The sequence below is a fragment of the Micromonospora sp. CNZ309 genome (genome assembly GCF_002846525.1).
Genome location: NZ_PJNG01000001.1, coordinates 3,246,504 through 3,267,639, shown reverse-complemented (window position 1 = coordinate 3,267,639; position 21,136 = coordinate 3,246,504). Strand labels below are relative to the sequence as shown.

The window sequence follows — 21,136 nt, the reverse complement described above, 5'->3', positions numbered from 1 at the left end:
TCGGTTCTGTCCCGGGCACCGGTGCGACGTCGAGCCGATGTGAGGGAGAGCCCCATGAGCAACGAACCGACCAGCGCCGACGAGGCCCGGCGCCGGGTCACCGAACTGATCCGTGAGGCCCGCATCTGCATGCTGACCACGAGTGCCGTGGACGGCCGGCTGGTGAGCCGCCCCATGGGACTCCAGGAGGCGGAGTTCGACGGCGACCTGTGGTTCTTCGCGTACGCCGACTCCGCCAAGGTCCGGCATATCCGCGTGAACCCCGAGGTCAACGTCTCTTTCTCCGACTCGCGGCGCAACGCCTGGGTGTCGGTCGCGGGCACGGCCCGGGAGGGCTACGACCGGGCGAAGGCCGAGGAGCTGTGGAGCCCGGTGCTCAAGGCGTGGTTCCCGGACGGGCTGGAGACGCCCGGGCTCACCCTGATCAGGGTGCACGCCGGATCCGCGGAGTACTGGGACTCTCCGTCGAGCACGATGGTCAACCTGTTCGGGTACGCCAAGGCCGCGGTGACCGGCAAGCCGCCGAAGGCGGGGGAGAACCACGAGGTCAGCTACTGACCGGTAGGCCGACCGGCCGGTGGAACCGGCCCGGGGCGCGGTGTCGGCGCACACCCGCGGCGACTACAGTGCGCACTGACGGCCCGCCCCGGGCCGGCAACGGCGCCGATGGTCTGATCCGACACATATCCTGGGGCAAATCGGGCTTCACCTGATGCTCCAGGAGGATGAGCGATCATGCGTATCGGCGTGCTCACCGGCGGCGGCGACTGCCCAGGTCTCAACGCGGTCATCCGGGCGGTGGTCCGCAAGGGCGTCGCCAGCTACGGCCACGAGTTCGTGGGTTTCCGGGACGGCTGGAAGGGCCCGTTGGAGGGCCTGTCCCGTCCCCTGGGCATCGCGGAGGTCCGTGGCATCCTGCCGCGCGGCGGCACCATCCTCGGTTCGTCCCGGACCAACCCCTTCAAGATCGAGAACGGCGTCGAGCGGATCAAGGACAACCTCGCCGCGCAGGGCGTGGACGCGCTCATCGCGATCGGCGGCGAGGACACCCTCGGTGTGGCCACCAAGCTGCACGAGCTCGGGGTGCACGTGATCGGCGTACCGAAGACGATTGACAACGACCTCGGCGCCACCGACTACACCTTCGGCTTCGACACCGCCGTCAACATCGCGATGGAGGCGATCGACCGGCTGCACACCACCGCCGAGAGCCACCACCGCACCCTGGTCGTCGAGGTGATGGGCCGGCACGCCGGCTGGATCGCCCTGCACGCCGGCCTGGCCGGCGGCGCCAACGTGATCCTGCTGCCGGAGCGGCAGTTCGACGTCGAGCAGGTCGCCGGCTACGTCGAGAAGCGCTTCCAGCACCAGTACGCCCCGATCGTCGTGGTCGCCGAGGGCGCCCAGCCGCTCGACGGCCAGATGGTCCTGCACAACCAGGAGCTCGACGCGTTCGGCCACGTCCGCCTCGGCGGCATCGGCCAGTGGCTCGCCGAGCAGCTGGAGGCCAAGACCGGCAAGGAGGCCCGCACCGTCGTGCTCGGGCACATCCAGCGCGGCGGCACCCCGAGCGCCTTCGACCGGGTGCTCGCCACCCGGCTCGGCCTCCAGGCGATCGACGCCGTCCACGAGGGCGACTGGGGCAAGATGGTCGCCATGCAGAGCACGGACATCGTCCGCGTTCCGCTGGCCGACGCCACCCGCGAGCTGAAGACCGTGCCGCTGGAGCGGTACGCCGAGGCCGAGGTCTTCTTCGGCAGCTGATCCATCCGCGGCGTCGCGACGGGCCGCCCGGCCCGTCGCGACGCCGGCTCACGGCGAGGGGGTACGACGGCGATGGCGGGTACGGTGCACACGGTCGCGGTCATCGGGGCCGGCAAGATCGGCGAGTTGATGCTCTCCGGGCTGCTGCGCTCGGGCTGGCCCGTGGACCGGCTGCTGGCCACCGCCCGCCGGCCCGCCCGCGCCGAGGAGCTGGCCGCCCGCTACGGGGTCCGGGTGGTGGACAACCTCACGGCGGTGGACGAGGCGGAGGTGCTCGCCGTCTCGGTCAAGCCGCAGGACGCGGCGACGCTGCTGGACGAGATCGGGCCGAAGGTGCCCGCCGACAAGCTGCTCATCTCGCTCTGCGCCGGCCTGCCGACCAGCTTCTTCAACCGCCGGCTGCCCGAGGGCACGCCCGTGGTGCGGGTGATGACCAACACCCCGGCCCTGGTCGATGAGGCCATGACCGCGATCTCCGCCGGCGCGCACGCCACCGGGGCGCACCTGGCGCTGGCCGAGGAGATGTTCAAGCCGCTCGGGTCGACCGTCCGGGTGCCCGAGTCGCAGCAGGACGCCGTCACCGCGCTCTCCGGCTCCGGGCCGGCGTACTTCTACCTGCTCGTCGAGGCGATGATCGACGCCGGCATCCTGCTCGGCCTGCCCCGGCAGGTCGCGCACGAGCTGATCGTGCAGACCGCGATCGGCTCGGCGGTGATGCTGCGCGACTCCGGCGAGCACCCGGTGAAGCTGCGCGAGGCGGTCACCTCGCCCGCCGGCACCACCATCTCCGCCGTGCGCGAGCTGGAGAAGCACGGCGTACGCGCGGCGCTGCTCGCCGCGCTGGAAGCGGCCCGCGACCGCGCCCGCGAACTGGCCGCCCAGGCCGACTGACCTCTCCGCCACCGGCAGAGGCGCCGTCATGCCTAGTAGGGCGTCGCCGGCCGATCGTGCGGGGAGCGATGCTCGGGAGACCCCGCTCCGCCAACGTTACCGGCCCAGCTTGGTCGTACGGCCCTACCGGCTTGCTGGGCAGGGGATCGGCCGGGCTACTCCTTCCGGCAGCTGGGTGCGCTTGTCGGTATGGGCGCAGCGCGGGGCGAGCGGACCAGGCGGATTCGCATCGTCCATTTTCGCGCCGGTCAGATCCGTGCCAGCCAGGTCCGTGTTGATCAGGAAGGCGCCGCGCAGGTCCGCGTCGCGCAGGACCGCCTCGCTCAGGTCGGCGGAGAACAGGAAGGTGCCACGTAGGTCTGTACCGATCATCCATGTTCCGCTCAGGTCGATCTCATATGTGCTCGCGTCGCGCAGGTTCGCGTAGTTCAAGTCCACGTGGCTCATGTTCGCCTTGATCAGGTTCGCGTTCCGTAGGTCCGCGCCGTTCATGACCGTTCCGCTCAGGTTCGCCCCGTACAAGTCCGCGCCGACCAGACTGGTGTCCGTGAGGTCCACCGTGCCGGGACTGCTGCGGGTGGCGTCGCGGCGGAACAGCACGGTCAGCGCGGCCTGAATGTCGACTGGTGGGCGGGTCGGGGTGGCCGCTGTGGCGCTGGTCGACGCGGGAGCGGGTGTCGCGCGAAGGGGAGCGGGCGCGTGAACCCGGACAAACGCGGCGAGAACGTCGACGACCGCGGGTTGGTCCTCGGCCGAGTCGCGCATGATGCGTTCCAACGCGTAGATGGCGCCGAGGCGTACGTCGACCTTCCCCGGGCCGGACTGGCCGAGCTGCTCGACAGCCTTGGTGAACCGGTCGGTGATCTGTCCCTGGGCGGTGAGCCGTTGTTGCTCGCGGTTGGCGTCGTTGGTGATGTAGAGGCCGACGGCCACGAACAGCACCGACAGGATGCTACCGATGGCCACGAGGCGCTGCCACGGGTCGGGTTTGACGTCGATCGGTCCGGCGGGGACGAGTTCCAGCCGAGCCGTTTGCGGTCGCGCCGGACGCAGAGATCGAGGGCTCGCGGCAGTGGGCTGGCTTGCGGCTTTCCAATGTCGTCTGGGGGCAGGCGGCCCTGATTTTCGGCGGGCTCCGGTGTTCGGCTCGCCACGGCGCGCTGGCATGGATCCATTCAAGCCGACACGCGCCAGCGTCGTAGTGGGCGCAAAAGGCGACGAGCGGCTGCGTATCGCCCTCCGGCTGGCCGAGTTGGTGCTCGCCGGTGCCTCCGTCGAAGCGGGCCGGGGCGCGTACTCAGCAACGCATTCCTGCTGGACATGTGGCGGGTCTTCGAGGACTTCCTGTCGGTCGTGCTCCGCGCAGCCATCGAGTCGGCGTACGGCGGAACGGTCGGTCTTCTCGCCCGGGTCGGCGCCCTGGCCGCCGAGATCACCGGTAGAGCAGGTGGGGCTCGCGTCGACGGTTGAAGTCCGCCAGCTCGCCGGCCCAGGCGCCGACCACGTCGTCCACGTCGGCGCCCGCGTCGATCATCGTGCGCAGCCGAGGCGACCCGGTCAGCTTGTCGATCCAGTACGGCCGCACGGCGTCCCACGAGTCGCGCCGCCACGCGAACGCCTCGTACTTGTGCGCCTCCACCAGCATCGCGACCGCCGTGCGGATCGGGTCGTACGCCGCCCGGTCGACGACCTTGACCTCGACCCCCGCGCAGAGCTTGTTGAGCAGCGCGGGCTTCTGCCCGGCGGACGTCGGCGTGAAGTACGCCTCGCGGAACTCGACGCCGGGCAGCTCGCGGGCGTTGAGCCGGTCGGACCAGTGGTAGTCGAAGTCGTCGGCCAGCCCGCCGATCAGCTCGAACGGCTTGCAGGTGCCCCGTCCCTCGGTGAGCGACGCGACGCCCTCGAACAGGCCGGTGCCCGGGTAGACCAGCGCGGTGTCCGTGGTGGGCATGTTCGGGCTGGGCAGCACCCAGGGCAGGTCGGTGTCGGCGGCCAGCTTGTCGCGCTTCCAGTGCCGGCACTGCACGACGTGCAGGTCGACCTTGCGGCCGGCCTCGGCGGGCAGGAACTCGGCGTTGAAGAACCGGGCCAGCTCGCCGACGGTCATGCCGTGCTGCTGGACGATCTCCTTCAGACCCACCCCGGAGGTGTAGCCGGCGGTCATCATCGGCCCGTAGGCCCGGCCGCCGACCGGGTTCGGCCGGTCCAGCACCACGTAGCGCTTGCCGACGCGGGCCGCGGCCATCATCGAGGTGTACATGGTCCAGATGTACGTGTAGAAGCGGGCGCCGACGTCCTGGATGTCGAAGACGACGGTGTCGACGCCGGCCTGGGTGAACATGGACTCCCACTTGGCCAGTGAGGCCCCGTACGCGTCGTAGACGGTGATCCCGGTGCGGGCGTCGATGCCGGTGCCCTCGCTGCCGCCGGCCTGCGCCGAGCCCCGGAAGCCGTGCTCGGGGCCGAACGCGGCGGCCAGCCGCACCGAGCCGGAGGCGTGCATCAGGTCGACCAGGTGCCGGTAGTCCGAGTCCACACCGGTGGGGTTCGAGATCACGCCCACCCGCTGGCCGGCGAGATCGGCGAAGTCGGCGCGTACGAGCACGTCGAGCCCGGTCTCCACGTGGCGGATGCCGGGCGCGGCGTGACCGGCCGTGCCGGGGGCCGTCGCCGCGACCGCGCCCACGGTCACCGCACCCGCTCCGGCCAGGAACTTCCTACGCTCCATGTCGCCCCTCCCGTCGGTTTGGTCGAAACTTAGCTACACGTGGATGCCCCGTCAAGGAAGGTTAGCTACAAACCCGGTGCCGTCCGGAGCCGTGGGCCGGTGTCCGACCGGGCACGCCCGCAGCGTCGGGTGCCCCATACTGGCCCCGTGTTCACCCTCGCCCAGGCCCGCCACCTGATCGCCACCCTGCGCCCCCGCGTCGACGAGCTGATCCGGCTGCGGGCCGACCTGGCCGAGCTGCGCGTCGACCTGGCCGACCGGGGCGCCAGCCCGCTCGGCGGACTCGCCGAGGTCAAGGGCCTGGAGGCGCGGCTGCACGCCCTCGTCGAGGAGCTGCACTCGCACGACATCCAGGTCAAGGGCATCGCGCCGGTGCTGCTCGACTTTCCCGGCGAGCGCGACGGCCGGCCGGTGCTCTGGTGCTGGCTGGAGGGGGACAGCGACGTGCGCTGGTACCACCGGGTGGAGTGCGGCTTCGCCGGCCGCCGCCCGGTCTGACCGGCGGCGGTGCTCAGGCCAGGGACGCGAGCGTGGCCGGGGAGACGTTGCCGCCGCTGAGCACCAGCACGGTACGGGTGCCCGGCCCGGTTTCGACCAGGCCGGCCCGCAACGCGGCGAGCGTGACGGCGGCGGACGGTTCGACCAGGAGCTTCGTGGCGTCCAGCAGCTCCCACCAGGCGGCCCGGATGTCCTCCTCGGACACCTCGACCATCTCGTCCACCAGCGCGCGGGCGTGCGCCAGCGTGTGCCGCCCGGCGAACGGGGCCGCCAGCCCGTCGGCGATCGACACGGGTCGCGCCGCGAGGGCGTCACCTCCGGTGCGCAGCGCGTGGCCGAGGGCGTTGGCGGTGACCGGCTCGACGCCGACGACGCGGGTGCCCGGGGCGGCCGCCCGTACCGCCGACGCCACCCCGCTGATCAACCCGCCGCCGCCCACCGGCACGAGGACCAGCTCCGGCGGCGGGCCGTCGGCCAGGATCTCCCTGCCGACGGTGGCCTGACCGGCGATGACGTCCGGGTCGTCGAACGGGTGCAGGAGGTGGTAGCCGCGCTCCGCCGCGAGCGTCTGGCAGGTCCCCACGAGGTCGTCGGTGAGGACGACCTCGCCGCCGTACCGGCGGACCGTCTCGACCTTGGCCGGCACCGCGTGCGGCGGCATGCAGACGACGGTCGGCAGACCGAAGGCGCGGCCGGCGAAGGCCACCGCCGCCGCGTGGTTGCCGGCGGAGAAGGCGGTCAGCCCGGCGGGTGCCCCCTGGCGTTCGACGCGGGCGAGCAGCGCGTTGAGCGCGCCCCGCACCTTGAAGCTGCCGGTGTGCTGGAGGTTCTCCGCCTTGACGGCGAGGTCGAGCCGCAGCGGGTCGCCGAGGCGGGGGCAGGACAGCAACGGGGTGCGTACGACCCGTCCCGCGATGCGCTGCTCGGCCGTGCTGATGTCGTCCACGGTGGTGAGCTGCACGGTCGCAGCCTAGCCCGGCCCGGCCGGTCGCACCGCCCGTGATGCGCCCGGCCGGCCCCGCGCCCGGTCGGCCCGGCGGGCCCGCGTTCCCGGCACCGGTCAGCCGCGGCGCGACCGGGCCGCGCGGTGGCCACCGGGACGGGGTTTCAGCGGGTGGCTTCGGTCAGCGCGGCGCGCACCTTGGCGGCGTCGGCCGGCGCCTCGCGCTCCCAGTCCGCCGGGTCGGCGGAGTAGATGGTCCCGTACGCCGGGGTGTCCGGCTGGTAGCGCCAGCTCTCGGCGAGCGTGCCGGCGTCGACGGCGTCGTAGCCGATCCGGTCCAGGAAGGCCGTGGCCTCCGCCTTCGCGCCCGCGTCGTCGCCGGCGATGGGCAGCGCGCTGCGGTCGGCGGCGCCGGTCGGCCGGGCCAGCGTGTGCAGGTGCTTGAAGAAGATGTTGTTGAACACCTTGACCACCCGCGACTGCGGCAGGTGCCGCTGGAGCAGTTCGCTGCTGGTGGCGGAGCCCGAGTCGAGCTCGGAGATCTGTCCGTCCCGCTGCGGGTAGTAGTTGTTGGTGTCCAGCACGAGCTTGCCGGCGAGCGGCTCGACGGGCACGTCCCGGTACGCCTTCAGCGGAATGGTGACGACCACCAGGTCGCCGGCCTCCGCCGCCTCCCGGGCCGTGGCCGCCCGCGCGCGGGGGCCCAGCTCCTCGACGAGGTCCTTGAGGGTCTCCGGGCCGCGCGAATTGCTGAGCACCACGTCGTAGCCGGCGGCCACCGCCAGCCGCGCCACCGTGCCGCCGATGTGTCCACTGCCGATCAGTCCCACAGTTGTCATGCCGGTTCCCAACTCCGCTCGCGGTGACGGTATTCCCCACTCGAATGGTCGACAATGCGCCGGACCGCCACCACCACCCGCTCGACGCGGTCGCCGGTCGCGGGGTCGGTCCAGACGAAGACCACAGGTCTGGCCGCCGCGAAGAGCGGCCAGACGAACGGCGGCAGGTCTCCGGGCGGCACCCGGATGTAGGGCGTCGCCCCGTCGACCCGGGCGAGCAGGTGCTCCAGCGCGAATCGGTGCCGCCCCGGGGCGTCGAGGTGCTCGGGAGCCGGGGGGAGGTGCCGCAGCCGGCCGTGGTCGCGCAGCACGTCGTCGGGCACGGCGGCGTCGAGCACCACCCGCCCGGCGTCGAGCGGGCCCTGGATGCTGACGTGATGCCCGGGCGGGATCCGGCCCGGCGCGGCGGGCGACTCCTGCACCGCGAAGAACATCCCGCCCCCCTCCGCCCGGACCGTCCCAGGTGTCGCCGATCGTAGTCCGGCCGACACCCGGTGGCACGGCGGCGGCGCGGTAGCCCTGGCCAGCCGGTCGAGGCGGGTTGGACCTCAGGTCGCCGCGGGCAGCGTCTTCTCGATCGCGGCGCGCAGTTCGGCCGCGCCGGGCTCGACGGTGGGCGCGAAGCGGGCCGCCACCGTGCCGTCCGGGGCGACGAGGAACTTCTCGAAGTTCCACCGCACGTCGCCGCTGTGGCCGTCGGCGTCGGCCGTGCCCACCAGCGCCGCGTAGAGCGGGTGGCGGTCGGCGCCGTTGACGTCGACCTTCTCCGTCAGCGGGAAGCTCACCCCGTAGTTGACCTGGCAGAAGTCGCTGATCTCGGCGGCGCTGCCCGGCTCCTGGTCGGCGAACTGGTTGCAGGGCACGCCGAGCACCACCAGGCCGCGGCCGGCGTACTCGTCGTGCAGTGCCTGGAGGCCGGCGTACTGCGGGGTGAGGCCGCAGCGGGAGGCGACGTTGACCACCAGCAGCGCGCGCCCGCGGTGCTGCGCGAGGTCGGCCGGGCCGCCGGTCAGGGCGTCGATCGGGATGTCGAAGACGGTCATGCGCCCGAGGCTACGCGTCGCCCCGGATGGGCGCCGGGCCACCGCCCGGCTACCGCCAGTCGCGGGTCGGCGCCGGTCGGGAGGGCTGGTCACGCTCCCAGTGGAAATCGATAGATGCACATCTTGACGAAGCGATGACGACGTGAGTAGCGTCTCACCAACAATCTGGAAAGTTTCCTAACTGTTTAGGGAGACGCCGCATGAAGAGATCGCTCCGCCGGGCCCTCTGGGTCGGCGCCGTGATGGCGGTGACCGCCGCCACGGTCCCGATGGCCAGTGCGTTCGGCGCCGGCAGCGTGACCGCCGGTTTCGCCAAGGCGCAGGACTGGGGGACCGGTCACGAGACGCGGGTGACCGTCACCAACGGGACCAGCGCCCCGGTGAGCACCTGGCGCATCGAGTTCGACCTGCCGTCGGGCACCAGCATCAGCAGCTCCTGGGACGCCGACGTCACGCGTACCGGCGACCACTACGTCGCGGTGAAGAAGAGCTGGGCCGGCCCGATCGCGGCGGGCGCCTCGTTCAGCTGGGGCTACAACGGCACCGGCGCGTACAAGGCGCCGCTGAACTGCACGATCAACGGCGCGCCGTGCGGCGGCGGCACCCCGCCCCCCACCACGGCGCCGCCGACCACCACCCCGCCCACCACCGCGCCGCCGACCACGCCCCCGCCCACCACCCCGCCGCCGGGCCCGGGCGGCAAGAAGGTCGTCGGCTACTTCGCGCAGTGGGGCGTCTACGCCCGCAACTACCACGTGAAGAACATCCACACCAGCGGCTCGGCCGCGAAGCTGACCCACATCCTGTACGCCTTCGGCAACACCACCGGCGGCCGCTGCACCATCGGTGACAGCTACGCCGACTACGAGAAGGCCTACACCGCGGCGGACAGCGTCGACGGCGTCGCCGACACCTGGGACCAGCCGCTGCGCGGCAGCTTCAACCAGCTGCGCAAGCTCAAGAAGATGTACCCGAACCTGAAGGTGATCTGGTCCTTCGGCGGATGGACCTGGTCCGGCGGCTTCACCCAGGCCGCGCAGAACCCGGCCGCGTTCGCCGAGAGCTGCCACAACCTGGTCGAGGACCCGCGCTGGGCGGACGTCTTCGACGGCATCGACGTCGACTGGGAGTACCCGAACGCCTGCGGGCTCACCTGTGACAGCAGCGGCCCGAACGCCTTCAAGAACGTGGTCAGCGCGCTGCGCTCGAAGTTCGGTTCGTCCGCGCTGGTCACCGCCGCGATCACGGCCGACGGCAGCAACGGCGGCAAGATCGACGCCACCGACTACGCCGGCGCCGCGACGCACCTCAACTGGATCATGCCGATGACGTACGACTACTTCGGCGCCTTCAACGCGCAGGGCCCCACCGCCCCGCACTCCCCGCTCACCTCGTACGCCGGCATCCCGCAGCAGGGCTTCTGGTCGGACGCGGCGATCCAGAAGCTCAAGAGCAAGGGCATCCCGTCGGACAAGCTGCTGCTCGGCATCGGCTTCTACGGCCGGGGCTGGACCGGGGTGACCCAGACCGCGCCGGGTGGCACCGCCACCGGCCCGGCGCCGGGCACCTACGAGCAGGGCATCGAGGACTACAAGGTCCTCAAGAACACCTGCCCGGCCACCGGGACCATCGCCGGCACGGCGTACGCCAAGTGCGGCAGCAACTGGTGGAGCTACGACACCCCCGCCACGATCAACGGCAAGATGACGTACGCGAAGAACCAGGGCCTCGGTGGCGCGTTCTTCTGGGAGCTCTCCGGTGACACCGGCAACGGCGAGCTGATCGGCGCCATCAAGGGCGGTCTCGGCTGAGCCGAGGGCCGACGCACCACCCACACGGCGGGGAGGGACCACGCACCGGTCCCTCCCCGCCCGTCGTGTGCGGCCGGTGCCAGGATCGCCCGGGTTCCTGGCGCGGCGGCGTCGGGGCACGTGTGTCGATGTGACAGACTCGCCGCGCAACGGGCTCGACGCCCACGGCGACGGAGGTGGCGATGCGCGCGAGGCGCGGAAGGCTGGCGGCGGGCGTCGTACTGCTCGGGATCCTGCCCCTCGCACTGTCCGGCTGCGGCATCGGCGAGGAGGAGGACCCGGCGACCAAGCCCGGGCGCGCCCCGGCCGAGGAGGCCACCGCGAAGTCGCGGGAGCGGGTGCAGGCCTACCTCGACGCGATGACCGCCAAGGACGTGGCGGCCGGGCGCAGCCAGCTCTGCGCGGCCCTCCAGGAGAGCTTCGACGCCGCCGCGACCGGCCCCAACGGGGACTTCGCCGACCACTTCACCGTGCCGCAGGCCGAGATCACCGACATCCGCCCGGGCCCCCGGGGCCAGGAGGTGAGCACGTCGGTGTCGGTCGCCGCCGGCTCCCGCACGATCACCCGGCCGCTGCTGTTCACGGTCACCCGCGACGGCGCCGACTGGTGCATCGCCGCCGAGGCGCCGGGCGGCAACGCCGCCTCCCCGGCCGCCCCCGCCTCGCCCGTGTCCGGGTGAGGCGGCTCCCACCTTGCGGAACCGTTCCCCTCGCCGACGGGTCGCGCGCCGGTCGCCGTACGCTTTATGTCATGCGCCATGAGTGGCATCAGCTGAGCCATCCCGCGGTGGGCAGCCCTGGGCTGCAGACCAGCCGTCCGACCGTCGACTCCGCCGAGGACGCAGCCCTCGGCCTCGACCGCTGGCGGGAGCTGCCGCGCGCGCAGATCCCGCCCTGGCCGGACCCGGCCGGCGTCGCCGAGGTCTGCAAGGTGCTCGACACCGTGCCCTCGGTGGTGGCGCCCTACGAGGTCGACCAGCTGCGGCAGCGGCTGGCGCTGGTGTGCGAGGGCAAGGCGTTCCTGCTCCAGGGCGGCGACTGCGCGGAGACCTTCGTCGACAACACCGAGAGCCACCTGCTGGCCAACGCCCGCACCCTGCTCCAGATGGCGATCGTGCTCACCTACGGCGCCTCGCTGCCGGTGGTCAAGGTGGCGCGGGTCGCCGGGCAGTACACCAAGCCCCGGTCGCTGCCGACCGACGCGCGCGGCCTGCCCGCCTACCGCGGCGACATGATCAACTCGCTGGAGGCGACGCCGGAGGCCCGGGTCGCCGACCCGCAGCGCATGATCCGGGCGTACGCGAACTCGGCCGCCGCGATGAACATGCTCCGCGCGTACCTGGCCGGCGGGCTGGCCGACCTGCACGCGGTGCACGACTGGAACAAGGGCTTCGTCAAGAACTCCCCGGCCGGCGAGCGCTACGAGGCGATCGCCCGCGAGATCGACCGGGCGCTGGCCTTCATCCGGGCCTGCGGGATGACCGACGACGAGGCGTTGCGCACCGTCACCCTCTACTGCTCCCACGAGGCCCTTGCCCTGGAGTACGACCGGGCGCTGACCCGGGTCTCCGACCGCCGGGCGTACGGGCTGTCCGGGCACTTCCTCTGGATCGGCGAGCGCACCCGGCAGATCGACGGGGCGCACATCGACTTCATCTCCCGCATCGCCAACCCGATCGGCGTGAAGCTCGGCCCGACGACGACCCCGGACGAGGCGATCGAGCTCTGCGAGAAGCTCAACCCGGAGAACGTCCCCGGCCGGCTCACCCTGATCAGCCGGATGGGCAACCACCGGGTCCGCGACGCCCTGCCGCCGATCGTGGCGAAGGTGACCGCCGCCGGCGCCAAGGTGGTCTGGCAGTGCGACCCGATGCACGGCAACACGCACGAGTCGTCCAACGGCTACAAGACCCGGCACTTCGACCGCATCGTCGACGAGGTGCTCGGCTACTTCGAGGTGCACCGGGGCCTGGAGACCCACCCCGGCGGCCTGCACGTCGAGCTGACCGGTGAGGACGTCACCGAGTGCCTCGGCGGCGCCCAGGGCATCGAGGACCTCGACCTGCCCGGCCGGTACGAGACCGCCTGCGACCCGCGACTGAACACCCAGCAGTCGCTGGAGCTGGCGTTCCTCGTGGCGGAGATGCTCCGTGGCTGACGCGAGGAGTGAGCTTGCGAGCCCCGCAGTCGGCAGCCGGAAGAGTGACTGTGGCTGACGCGAGGAGTGAGCTTGCGAGCCCCGCAGTCGGTAGCCGGAAGAGTGACTGTGGCTGACGCGAGGAGTGAGCTTGCGAGCCCCGCAGTCGGCAGCCGGAAGGATGGCCGTGGCTGACGTTTTTGTCGATCTTCGTTCGGACACCGTGACCCGACCGACGCCGGGGATGCGGGAGGCGATGGCCACCGCCGACGTCGGTGACGACGTCTACGGCGAGGACCCGACCGTCAACGCGCTGGAGGCCGAGGTCGCCGCGCTGTTCGGGCACGAGGCGGCGCTGTTCGCCCCGAGCGGGTCGATGGCCAACCAGATCGCCCTGCAACTGGTGGTGCCGCCGGGCGACGAGCTGCTCTGCGACGCCGACGCGCACGTGGTGACGTACGAGATCGGGGCCGCCGCGGCGTACGGCGGCATCTCCTCGCGGACCTGGTCACCGGTGGGCGCGGACATCGACCCGGACGTCGTCGCCGCGATGGTCCGACCCGAGGGTTACCACGCGGTCCCCACCCGGGCGATCGCCGTCGAGCAGACCCACAACCGGGGCGGCGGCGGGGTCATCCCGCTGGCCACCCTGCGCGAGCTGCGCCGGATCGCCGACGACGCGGGCGTGGCCCTGCACTGCGACGGGGCCCGGATCTGGCACGCGCACGTCGCCGACGGTGTGCCGCTGGCCGGGTACGGCGCCCTCTTCGACACCCTGTCGGTCTGCCTCTCCAAGGGGCTCGGCGCGCCGGTCGGCTCGCTGGTCGTCGGCAGCGCCGACAAGATCGCGCGGGCCCGGGTGCTCCGCAAGCGGATGGGCGGCGGGATGCGGCAGGCGGGCATCCTGGCCGCCGCCGGCCGGTACGCCCTCGCCCACCACGTCGACCGGCTCGCCGCCGACCACGCGAAGGCGGCCCGGCTCGCCGAGGCGATCGCCCCGTTCGGGGTGCTGGCCACGACCGTCCGGACCAACCTGGTGCCGCTGGACCTGACCAAGGCGCCGCTGGACGCGCAGGCCCTGGCCGCCGCCGCCCGCGCCGAGGGCGTCCTGGTCTCGGTGCTCGGCCCCCGCACCGCCCGCCTGGTCACCCACCTGGACGTCGACGACGCCGGCATCGACCGCGCCATCGAGGTCCTCACCCGGGTCCTGCGGGGCTGACCGGGGCAGCACGGCCCTCCCCGGTACGGCTCAGGCGCGGGAGGCGTGCCGCCCACCCGCTGCGCGGGGCTGACCGTCCTGCCGGCCCCGCGTCAGGGGTGCAGGCGCTTCAGGGTGACGATGTCCGCGGCGTGGCCGACGTGCTTCTCCGTCGGCGTCTCGACCACGATCGGGACGCCGGCGGTGGCCGGGTGGGCCATCAGCTCGGCGAACGCCGGCTCGCCGATGGTGCCCTTGCCGATGTTCTCGTGCCGGTCCCGGGTCGAGCCGCACAGGTCCTTCGAGTCGTTGGCGTGCACCAGCCGCAGGCGGTCGGCCCCGACCGTCGCCACGAGCGTGTCCAACGTCGCGGTCATGCCGCCCTCGGCGGCCAGGTCGTGCCCGGCGGCCCAGGCGTGGCAGGTGTCGAAGCAGACCCCGAGCCAGGGGTGCCGCTCCACCGCGTCGAGGTAGGGCCCGAGCTGCTCCACCCGGGAGGCGAGCGAGCGACCGCCGCCCGCGCTCGGCTCGACCAGCAGCCGCGGGCCGTCCGTTGCCGCCGCCTCGTCGAGCAGCGGCAGCAGGGTTTCGCGCACCTGCCGCATCGCGGCCTCGGCGTAGCCCTCGTCGACCGCGCTGCCGGCGTGGAAGACCACGCCCTCGGCGCCGATCGCCCGGCCCCGGCGCAACGCGTGGGCGAGCGTCTCCGCCGACCGCTCGACCGTGTTCGCGGTGGGGGAGCCGAGGTTGACCAGCAGGGACGCGTGGATGAAGACGGGCACGCCCCGCTCGCCGCAGCCGTCGCGGAACGCGACGTCCTGGGCCGGGTCGCCGGGCGGCAGCGCCCAGCCCCGCGAGTTGGACACGTAGACCTGCACGACCTGCGAGCCGGTCGCGTCGACGTACGGCAGGGCGGCCTTCGCCAGGCCCCCCGAGGTGGGCGTGTGCGAGCCGACCAGCCGGTGGTGTGCCGGCATCGCTACATGCACCCGAGGGTGACCGGGGTGGCCGGCGGCACCTGCGTGTTCTCCGGCGGGTTCTGGAACCGGGTGATGCCGTTCGGGTTGAACTGGATCGCCACCGGGAAGCCCTGGCTCTCCAGCAGTTGCTTGGCCTGCTGGCAGGGCAGGTCGATGACCCGGGGCACGGCGACCAGCGGCGGGCCCTTGCTCAGCTCCAGCTTGACCTTGGCTCCCCGCTCCACCCCGGTGCCGTCCGCCGGGCTCTGCCCGAGGATCTCGTCGCGGGGCTTGTCGGAGTCCTTGTAGGTGGGCTCCACCAGCTCCAGGCCCAGCTGGGCGAGGATCGTGCGCGCCTCGCCCAGGCTCTTGCCGACCAGGTTGGGCACCGAGATCGGCGCCCTGCCCTTGCTCAGGATGACGGTGACCTTGTCGCCCGGCTTCACCTCGGTGCCGACCTTCGGGTTGGTGTCGATCACCACGCCCGTGGGCAGGTTGTCGTCGTAGCGGGCGGCGCCCTTCGCCACCTCCAGCTTGGCGGCGAGCAGGTCGGCCTCGGCGAGCTCGAACTCCTTGCCCACCACGTCGGGCACCGGGAACCGCTCCGGGCCCAGCGAGAGGGTCAGCGTGACGGTGCCGCCCTTGACGATCCGGGTGGCCGAGACCGGGTCCTGCGCCAGGACGGCGTCCTTCGGGACCTTCTCGTCGTGGCGCGGCTCGGCGTAGCTCAGGACGATCCCGGCACGGGCGGCCTGTGCCTCCGCCTCGGCCTTGGTCATCGCCACCAGCTGCGGCGCCTCCGTGTAGCGCCCGGCCGCGAACCACCAGCCGCCGATGGCGGCCACCAGGACCAGCACCACCGCCGCGGCGATGACCGCCGTGCGGCCGCGCGGGTCGCCCATGACCCGGGTGCGCAGCGTGGACAGCCGCGACCACAGGCTCTCGCCCTCCTCGGGCTCGGCCCGGCGACGGCCCGTCCGGGGGCCGCCGCCCTCGGGCAGCCGGGCCCAGGCGGGCCGTTCGGCCGGCCGGACCGCCGCGACCATCATGGTCGGCCCGGCCACCGGCTCGTCGGACACCCGACGCAGCACGGCGGTACGCGTGTTCGCGTCGCCCAGGTCGTCGCGGACCGCCTGCACCTCGGCCAGCAGCGCGCCGGCGTCCGTCGGCCGGGCGCCCGGATCACGCCGGGTCGCCCGGCCGACCAGTTCGTCGAGCGCCTTGGGCAGGCCGGGCACCAGGGTCGACGGTGCCGGGACGTCTCTGTCGACGTGCTGCCAGGCGACGTCGACCGGGCGGTCCCCGTCGTAGGGCACCCGGCCGGTGAGCATCTCGAACAGCACGATGCCGGCGGAGTAGACGTCGGTGCGGGGGTCGGCGTGCCCGTCGGTGACCAGCTCCGGGGCCACGTACGCGACCGTGGCCATCAGCTGGTTGCCGTCCTCCTCGGCGCTCGCCTCGACCGCCCGGGCCAGCCCGAAGTCGGCGACCTTGACCACGCTGTCGATCAGGTTGGCCACGCCGCCGGTGGGAGCCTCGGCGACCAGCACGTTCTCCGGCTTCACGTCGCGGTGCACCAGCCCCGCCCGGTGCGCGGCGGCGATCGCGGCGAGCATCTGCTCGGCGATGGCCAGCGCCTCGTCGGGGTTGAGCCGGCGTCGCTCGGCGAGCACGTCGCGCAGGGTGCGACCGCGGACGTACTCCATCACGAGGTAGGGCAGGCCGGAGTGGGTGCCCTGGTCGTAGACCGCGACGACGTTGGGATGGGTCAGCCGGGCGATGGTCTTCGCCTCGTCGGTGAACCGCTCCACGAAGCCCGCTGCCCTGGTCTGCGCGTCCGGGGCTTGGGACGGGTGAATGATCTTGACCGCCACGGTGCGCTCGAGGCGCTCGTCGGTGGCGGTGTACACGGTCGCCATGCCGCCACGGGCCACGCGACCGCGAATGCGGTAGCGCCCGTCGATCAGCGAGCCCAGCAACGTGTCGGCGACCTGTGTGTCCATCGGCAGGAAGTCTATGTGTCCAGGAGGTGAAGGTTGAACAGGATGCTACAGATGGGGTGCGACCACGTCTGGATCGCCGCGCTCGCTTCCCCTCGCCGCCCTGCTCAGCCGGCTCGTCGGGGTGCCGTTCGCCCCGGCCGCACGGGACGTGGCAGGGTGGTCCGGTGACCGACTCAGTACCCGCCGACCGGGCCGCGCCCGGCCCCGAATCCGCCGCCGGCCCCACCGACGCCGCCGACTGGCTGACCCTGCCGGACGTGGCCGAGCGCCTCGACGTGTCGATCAGCAAGGTCCACCAGATGATCCGCGACCGGGAGCTGATCGCGGTACGCCGCGACGGCGTCCGCCGGATGCCGGCCGACCTGGTGGCCAACAAGACGGTGCTCAAGCACCTACCCGGCGTGCTCAACCTGCTGGCCGACGCGGGCTACGACGACGAGGCCGCGCTGCGCTGGCTCTACGAGCCGGACGACACCCTGCCCGGCGCCACCCCCGCGAAGGCGCTCGCCGGCGACCAGGCCCGCGAGGTGAAGCGCCGGGCCCAGGCCCTGGGCTTCTGACCCACTCCCACCCTCGTCCCCACCCCTGCCCGTTCCCGCGCGGGGGTGGGGACGAGCCCGCGCGGGTGGCCGGTCAGTCGGCGCGGCGCGTGGCGGCGATGGCCAGGTCGACCAGGGCCTGCCGGGCCTCGGTGTCCAGGTCGACGGCGGCCAGCGCGGCCAGCGCGGTGTCGGTCAGCACGCCGATCCGCTGCTCCGTACGCGCCAGCGCCCCACTGCCGTCGATCAGCTCGCGCAGCCGGGCGATACCGGACGCGTCCAGCCCCGGGTCGCCGAGCCCGCCGAGCAGCACGTCCCGACCCGCCCCGTCGGTCGTCTCCAGGGCCGCCGCCACCAGGTACGTCCGCTTGCCCTCGCGCAGGTCGTCGCCGGCCGGCTTGCCGGTCTGGGCGGGGTCGCCGAACACCCCCAGCACGTCGTCGCGGAGCTGGAACGCCTCGCCCAGCGGCAGCCCGTACGCGGAGTACGCCGCCCGGACCTCCGCCGGCGCGTCGGCCAGCGCCGCACCGACCAGCAGCGGCCGTTCGACGGTGTACTTCGCCGACTTGTAGCGGGCCACCTTGCCGGCCCGCTCCACCGACGTGTCCCCGGTGACCTGGGTCAGCACGTCGAGGTACTGCCCGACGGTGACCTCGGTGCGCATGGCGTCGAAGACCGGCCGGGCCCGGGCCACCGTGCGTGGGTCCAGCCCGGCGGAGTGCAGCAGCTCGTCCGACCAGACCAGGGCCAGGTCGCCCAGCAGGATCGCCGCGGCGTCGCCGAAGCCGTCCGCGTCGCCGCCCCAGCCGGCCGTCCGGTGCCGGGCGGCGAACCGCCGGTGCACGGCCGGCTCGCCGCGCCGGGTGTCGGAGCGGTCCATGAGGTCGTCGTGGATCAACGCGCTGGCCTGCACGAACTCCAACGAGGCCAGGGCGGTGACCACCTGGTCGGTGTCCACCCCGCCGGCTCCCCGGAACCCCCAGTAGGCGAACGCCGGCCGCAGCCGCTTGCCCCCGCCGAGGACGAACGCCTCGATCGTCTCGGCGAGCGGAGCCAGGGCGTCGTCGACCCCGGCCATCCAGGCGCGCTGGCTGGCGAGGAACTCGGTCAGGGCCTCGTCGATCCGTTGACGCAGCCCGGCGCGGTCGACGGGGGAGACAGGAGCAGCGTGGGTCACGCCCCGACGCTATCCGGTCGGCGTGCAGCCCGTCGCGCCACCGGGGGGCCGACGCGCCGTACGTCCCGCCGGAGCCCGCCCGCCGGCCGGCCCGGGTGGCGGCCCCGGACGCGGCAGGTACGGGGCGGCCGACGCGGCGAGCGCCCGGTACCGCCGTACGGCCGGCTCGTCGCCGTGCCCGGCCAGCCGCCGGCGCACGTCGGCCAGCTGGCCCAGCGCGCGGGGCGACCCGGCGCGGACCGCGTCGAGCAGCGCCTCCCCGGCCACCGCGCAGGCCCGCTCCACCTCGCCGAGTTGCAGGTAGCCCCGGGCCAGCCAGGCCCCGTAGATCGCCGAGGTGCGCGGGCCGCGCCGCCGGACGGCGTGCAGCGGCGCCTCGGCCGCACGCGGGCGGCCCAGCGCGACCAGGGTGCGCCCGGCCATCGCGGCCAGCTCCGCCCCGTCGAGCCAGTAGAGCCACGGCGGCTCCCGGCCCGCCTCCGGCGCGTCGGTCGTCCGGCGGGCCGCGTCGAGCGCCTGCCGGGCCGCTCCCGGCCGGCCGCCCAGCGCCGTGGCCAGGGCCACCCGGTGCAGCAGCAGGGCCCGCAGTCCGGGGCCGGTCGACCGACGTGCCCCGGCGTACGCGGTGCGGGCCAGCACCAGCGCGCCCTCCGGGTCGCCGACGCCGCTGAGCAGGTGGCTGGCCGAGCCGAGCACGTGCCCGGCGAGGGCCGGGTCGCCGGCCGTCGCGGCGGCGCGCAACGCCAGCCGGTAGGCGTGCAGCGCGCCGGCGGCGTCCCCGGCGTCGGCCGCGAGCCAGCCGGCGAGCTGGGCGGACTCGGCCAGTTCGAGCAGCAGCCGAGGGCGCGCGGCGGTGCCGCATCCGGACAGCGCCCGCACCGCGCGTCCCAGCCGGTGTGCCCCGAGCCCGACCAGGTCGGCGCCGCCGACGAGGTCGTCGAGCCGACGCAGCTCCGCCAGCCGCACCGGCCCGCCGGCCGCCACCGCCTTGGAATCGGGCAGCCCCGGCCCGGCCGGGCGGCCGGCGTCGTCGCCCGCGCCGGCCGACCGCGTGGGCGGGCCGGGCAGCAGCGCGGCGCGCGGGTCGGCGAGCCAGCGCTGGGCCAGGCCCAGCAGCGCCGCCCGGGGCCGGGACCCGCCGAAGGCCGGTGGCGGAGCGAGGCGGCGGGTGCGGGCCGCCGCGGCGGTCAGCAGGTCGACCGGCACCGCGAGGACGACGGCGAGCCAGCCGAGCCAGAACTCCCCGGGCACGCGCTGCTGCCGCTCCCACCGGGAGACCTCGTGCCGGCTGAGGGTCGGCACACCGGAGGCGGCGCAGAGCTCGGCCGCGACCCGCAGCTGGCTCCAGCCCCGGGCCAGCCGGAGCTGGGCGAGCAGGGGCCCGAGCAACTGCGGGCCGGGCGGCGGGGGCGACGTCATCGGTCCTCCGGGCGGGTGTCGGCGCGGCGGCGGCGCAGGCCCCGGAACGGGCCGGTGCGCCACCGGTGGATGCTGACCCCCGCGCGTACCCCCGGGGGCCCGGCTCCGGCCGGTCCCACCCCGCGCAGTCACATGACTACTCCGTGGGTACGACGCTTTCCGGCCCCGCCGCCCGTACGCCGCCGATCCCCGCGCCCGGTGTCCACCAGTGTGGGAAGGTGTCGGTACGCGGGGCCCGGCCCGCTAGAGTCGTGACGTGGCGCTCGGTCTTCCATCGGTTCTCCCCAATCCGCAGCCGGCGATCGGGGAGCTGATCCGTGACCGGCAGCCGACCTTCTCCTTCGAGTTCTTCCCGCCCAAGACCGCGCAGGGCGAGCGGCTGCTGTGGCAGGCGATCCGCGAGCTGGAGTCGCTGCGCCCGTCGTTCGTCTCGATCACCTACGGCGCGGGCGGGTCGACCCGCGACACCACCGTGGCCGTTACCGAGCGGATCGCCACCGAGACCACCCTGCTGCCGATGGCCCACCTGACCGCGGTCAACCACTCCGTGGCCGAGCTGCGCCACGTCATCGGTCGGCTCGCCGGGGTCGGCGTGCGCAACGTGCTCGCCGTGCGGGGCGACCCGCCGGGCGACCCGGGCGGCGACTGGGTGTGCCACCCCGAGGGGGTGCTCTACGCCGAGGACCTGGTCCGCCTGGTGCGCGACGCCGGCGACTTCAGCGTCGGGGTGGCGGCCTTCCCCTACAAGCACCCGCGTTCAGTTGACGTCGACAGCGACACCGAGCACTTCGTGCGCAAGTGCCGGGCCGGCGCCGACTTCGCGATCACCCAGATGTTCTTCGACGCCGACGACTACCTGCGGCTGCGCGACCGGGTCGCCGCCGCCGGCTGCGACACCCCGATCCTGGCCGGCGTGATGCCGGTGACCCAGATCGGCACCATCGAGCGCTCGGTGCAGCTCTCGGGGGCGCCGTTCCCGCCGGCCCTGGCCGAGCGGTTCGCGAAGGTCGCCGACGACCCGGAGGCGGTCCGCCGCCTCGGTGTCGAACAGGCCAGCGAGATGTGCCGGCGACTGCTCGCCGAGGGCGTGCCCGGGATCCACTTCATCACCCTCAACCGCTCCACCGCCACCCGCGAGGTCTGGCAGAACCTCCAGGTGGGCGCGCGGGTGTGACCCCGCTGCCGCG

Annotated in this window: 20 protein-coding genes; 10 read left to right on the top strand and 10 right to left on the bottom strand. The window is 73.6% G+C overall.

The features are described from left to right. Positions 1-54: 54 nt before the first annotated feature. The 3 genes from CLT72_RS13180 to proC all read left to right on the top strand — a co-directional run bounded on the left by CLT72_RS13180 (position 55) and on the right by proC (position 2,655). Positions 55-558, top strand: a complete 504-nt coding sequence (locus tag CLT72_RS13180; RefSeq protein WP_101411971.1) for a pyridoxamine 5'-phosphate oxidase family protein — start codon at positions 55-57, stop codon at positions 556-558. Between the two features lie 177 nt (positions 559-735). Beyond that, a complete protein-coding gene (locus CLT72_RS13175) occupies positions 736-1,764 on the top strand; it encodes a 6-phosphofructokinase (protein ID WP_088999196.1) in 1,029 nt (342 codons plus the stop codon). Positions 1,765-1,836: 72 nt separating this feature from the next. Continuing rightward, complete coding sequence (gene proC, locus CLT72_RS13170) at positions 1,837-2,655, top strand: pyrroline-5-carboxylate reductase (protein ID WP_101411970.1); 819 nt, start codon at positions 1,837-1,839, stop codon at positions 2,653-2,655. A 123-nt stretch (positions 2,656-2,778) separates the two neighbouring features. Here the strand turns inward: proC and CLT72_RS13165 are convergent, their stop codons facing one another. Then, complete coding sequence (locus CLT72_RS13165; RefSeq protein ID WP_158242027.1) at positions 2,779-3,597, bottom strand: pentapeptide repeat-containing protein; 819 nt, start codon at positions 3,595-3,597, stop codon at positions 2,779-2,781. A gap of 490 nt (positions 3,598-4,087) precedes the next feature. Beyond that, on the bottom strand, positions 4,088-5,383 hold the full coding sequence (locus tag CLT72_RS13160; protein ID WP_101411966.1) for an exo-beta-N-acetylmuramidase NamZ family protein: 1,296 nt from the start codon (positions 5,381-5,383) through the stop codon (positions 4,088-4,090). Between the two features lie 147 nt (positions 5,384-5,530). Here CLT72_RS13160 and CLT72_RS13155 point away from each other — a divergent pair, with 147 nt between their 5' ends. Next, on the top strand, positions 5,531-5,881 hold the full coding sequence (locus CLT72_RS13155) for a DUF2203 domain-containing protein (RefSeq protein ID WP_101411964.1): 351 nt from the start codon (positions 5,531-5,533) through the stop codon (positions 5,879-5,881). A gap of 13 nt (positions 5,882-5,894) precedes the next feature. Here the strand turns inward: CLT72_RS13155 and CLT72_RS13150 are convergent, their stop codons facing one another. The 4 genes from CLT72_RS13150 to CLT72_RS13135 form a co-directional block, all read right to left on the bottom strand. Then, positions 5,895-6,842 (bottom strand): threonine ammonia-lyase, encoded by a 948-nt coding sequence (locus tag CLT72_RS13150; RefSeq protein ID WP_101411962.1) that lies wholly within the window; start codon positions 6,840-6,842, stop codon positions 5,895-5,897. A gap of 146 nt (positions 6,843-6,988) precedes the next feature. Continuing rightward, entirely contained in the window at positions 6,989-7,663 is a 675-nt protein-coding gene (locus CLT72_RS13145) for an NADPH-dependent F420 reductase (RefSeq protein WP_101411960.1), read from the bottom strand. Next, entirely contained in the window at positions 7,660-8,097 is a 438-nt protein-coding gene (locus CLT72_RS13140) for a hypothetical protein (RefSeq protein ID WP_101411958.1), read from the bottom strand. Before CLT72_RS13140 ends, CLT72_RS13145 begins: the two co-directional genes overlap by 4 nt. A gap of 114 nt (positions 8,098-8,211) precedes the next feature. Further along, the gene (locus CLT72_RS13135; RefSeq protein WP_101411956.1) at positions 8,212-8,706 is read right to left on the bottom strand and encodes a glutathione peroxidase; all 495 of its coding nucleotides are present in this window, start codon (positions 8,704-8,706) and stop codon (positions 8,212-8,214) included. Between the two features lie 200 nt (positions 8,707-8,906). Here CLT72_RS13135 and CLT72_RS13130 point away from each other — a divergent pair, with 200 nt between their 5' ends. The 4 genes from CLT72_RS13130 (at position 8,907) to CLT72_RS13110 (ending at position 13,873) form a co-directional block, all read left to right on the top strand. After that, the gene (locus tag CLT72_RS13130) at positions 8,907-10,517 is read left to right on the top strand and encodes a glycosyl hydrolase family 18 protein (RefSeq protein ID WP_101411954.1); all 1,611 of its coding nucleotides are present in this window, start codon (positions 8,907-8,909) and stop codon (positions 10,515-10,517) included. Between the two features lie 182 nt (positions 10,518-10,699). Beyond that, positions 10,700-11,197 (top strand): hypothetical protein, encoded by a 498-nt coding sequence (locus CLT72_RS13125; RefSeq protein WP_101411952.1) that lies wholly within the window; start codon positions 10,700-10,702, stop codon positions 11,195-11,197. Between the two features lie 71 nt (positions 11,198-11,268). Beyond that, complete coding sequence (locus CLT72_RS13120; RefSeq protein WP_101411950.1) at positions 11,269-12,675, top strand: class II 3-deoxy-7-phosphoheptulonate synthase; 1,407 nt, start codon at positions 11,269-11,271, stop codon at positions 12,673-12,675. 160 nt (positions 12,676-12,835) lie between these two features. Further along, positions 12,836-13,873 carry a threonine aldolase family protein gene (locus CLT72_RS13110; RefSeq protein WP_101411948.1) on the top strand — a complete coding sequence of 346 codons (1,038 nt, stop codon included), beginning with the start codon at positions 12,836-12,838 and terminating at the stop codon, positions 13,871-13,873. 92 nt (positions 13,874-13,965) lie between these two features. On the opposite strand, the gene CLT72_RS13105 is transcribed toward CLT72_RS13110, so the two are convergent. After that, positions 13,966-14,829, bottom strand: coding sequence for a deoxyribonuclease IV (locus tag CLT72_RS13105; RefSeq protein ID WP_101411946.1), 864 nt, complete (start codon positions 14,827-14,829; stop codon positions 13,966-13,968). A gap of 2 nt (positions 14,830-14,831) precedes the next feature. Further along, positions 14,832-16,814, bottom strand: a complete 1,983-nt coding sequence (gene pknB / locus CLT72_RS13100) for a Stk1 family PASTA domain-containing Ser/Thr kinase (RefSeq protein ID WP_101411944.1) — start codon at positions 16,812-16,814, stop codon at positions 14,832-14,834. 164 nt (positions 16,815-16,978) lie between these two features. Here pknB and CLT72_RS13095 point away from each other — a divergent pair, with 164 nt between their 5' ends. Next, complete coding sequence (locus tag CLT72_RS13095; RefSeq protein ID WP_101411942.1) at positions 16,979-17,374, top strand: Rv2175c family DNA-binding protein; 396 nt, start codon at positions 16,979-16,981, stop codon at positions 17,372-17,374. Between the two features lie 73 nt (positions 17,375-17,447). On the opposite strand, the gene CLT72_RS13090 is transcribed toward CLT72_RS13095, so the two are convergent. Continuing rightward, positions 17,448-18,530, bottom strand: coding sequence for a polyprenyl synthetase family protein (locus CLT72_RS13090; RefSeq protein WP_101411940.1), 1,083 nt, complete (start codon positions 18,528-18,530; stop codon positions 17,448-17,450). 9 nt (positions 18,531-18,539) lie between these two features. Then, positions 18,540-19,949 (bottom strand): NsdA family TPR-like regulatory protein, encoded by a 1,410-nt coding sequence (locus CLT72_RS13085; RefSeq protein ID WP_101411938.1) that lies wholly within the window; start codon positions 19,947-19,949, stop codon positions 18,540-18,542. A gap of 256 nt (positions 19,950-20,205) precedes the next feature. Here CLT72_RS13085 and metF point away from each other — a divergent pair, with 256 nt between their 5' ends. Next, positions 20,206-21,123, top strand: coding sequence for a methylenetetrahydrofolate reductase [NAD(P)H] (gene metF / locus CLT72_RS13080; protein WP_101411936.1), 918 nt, complete (start codon positions 20,206-20,208; stop codon positions 21,121-21,123). The last annotated feature ends 13 nt before the right edge of the window (positions 21,124-21,136 follow it).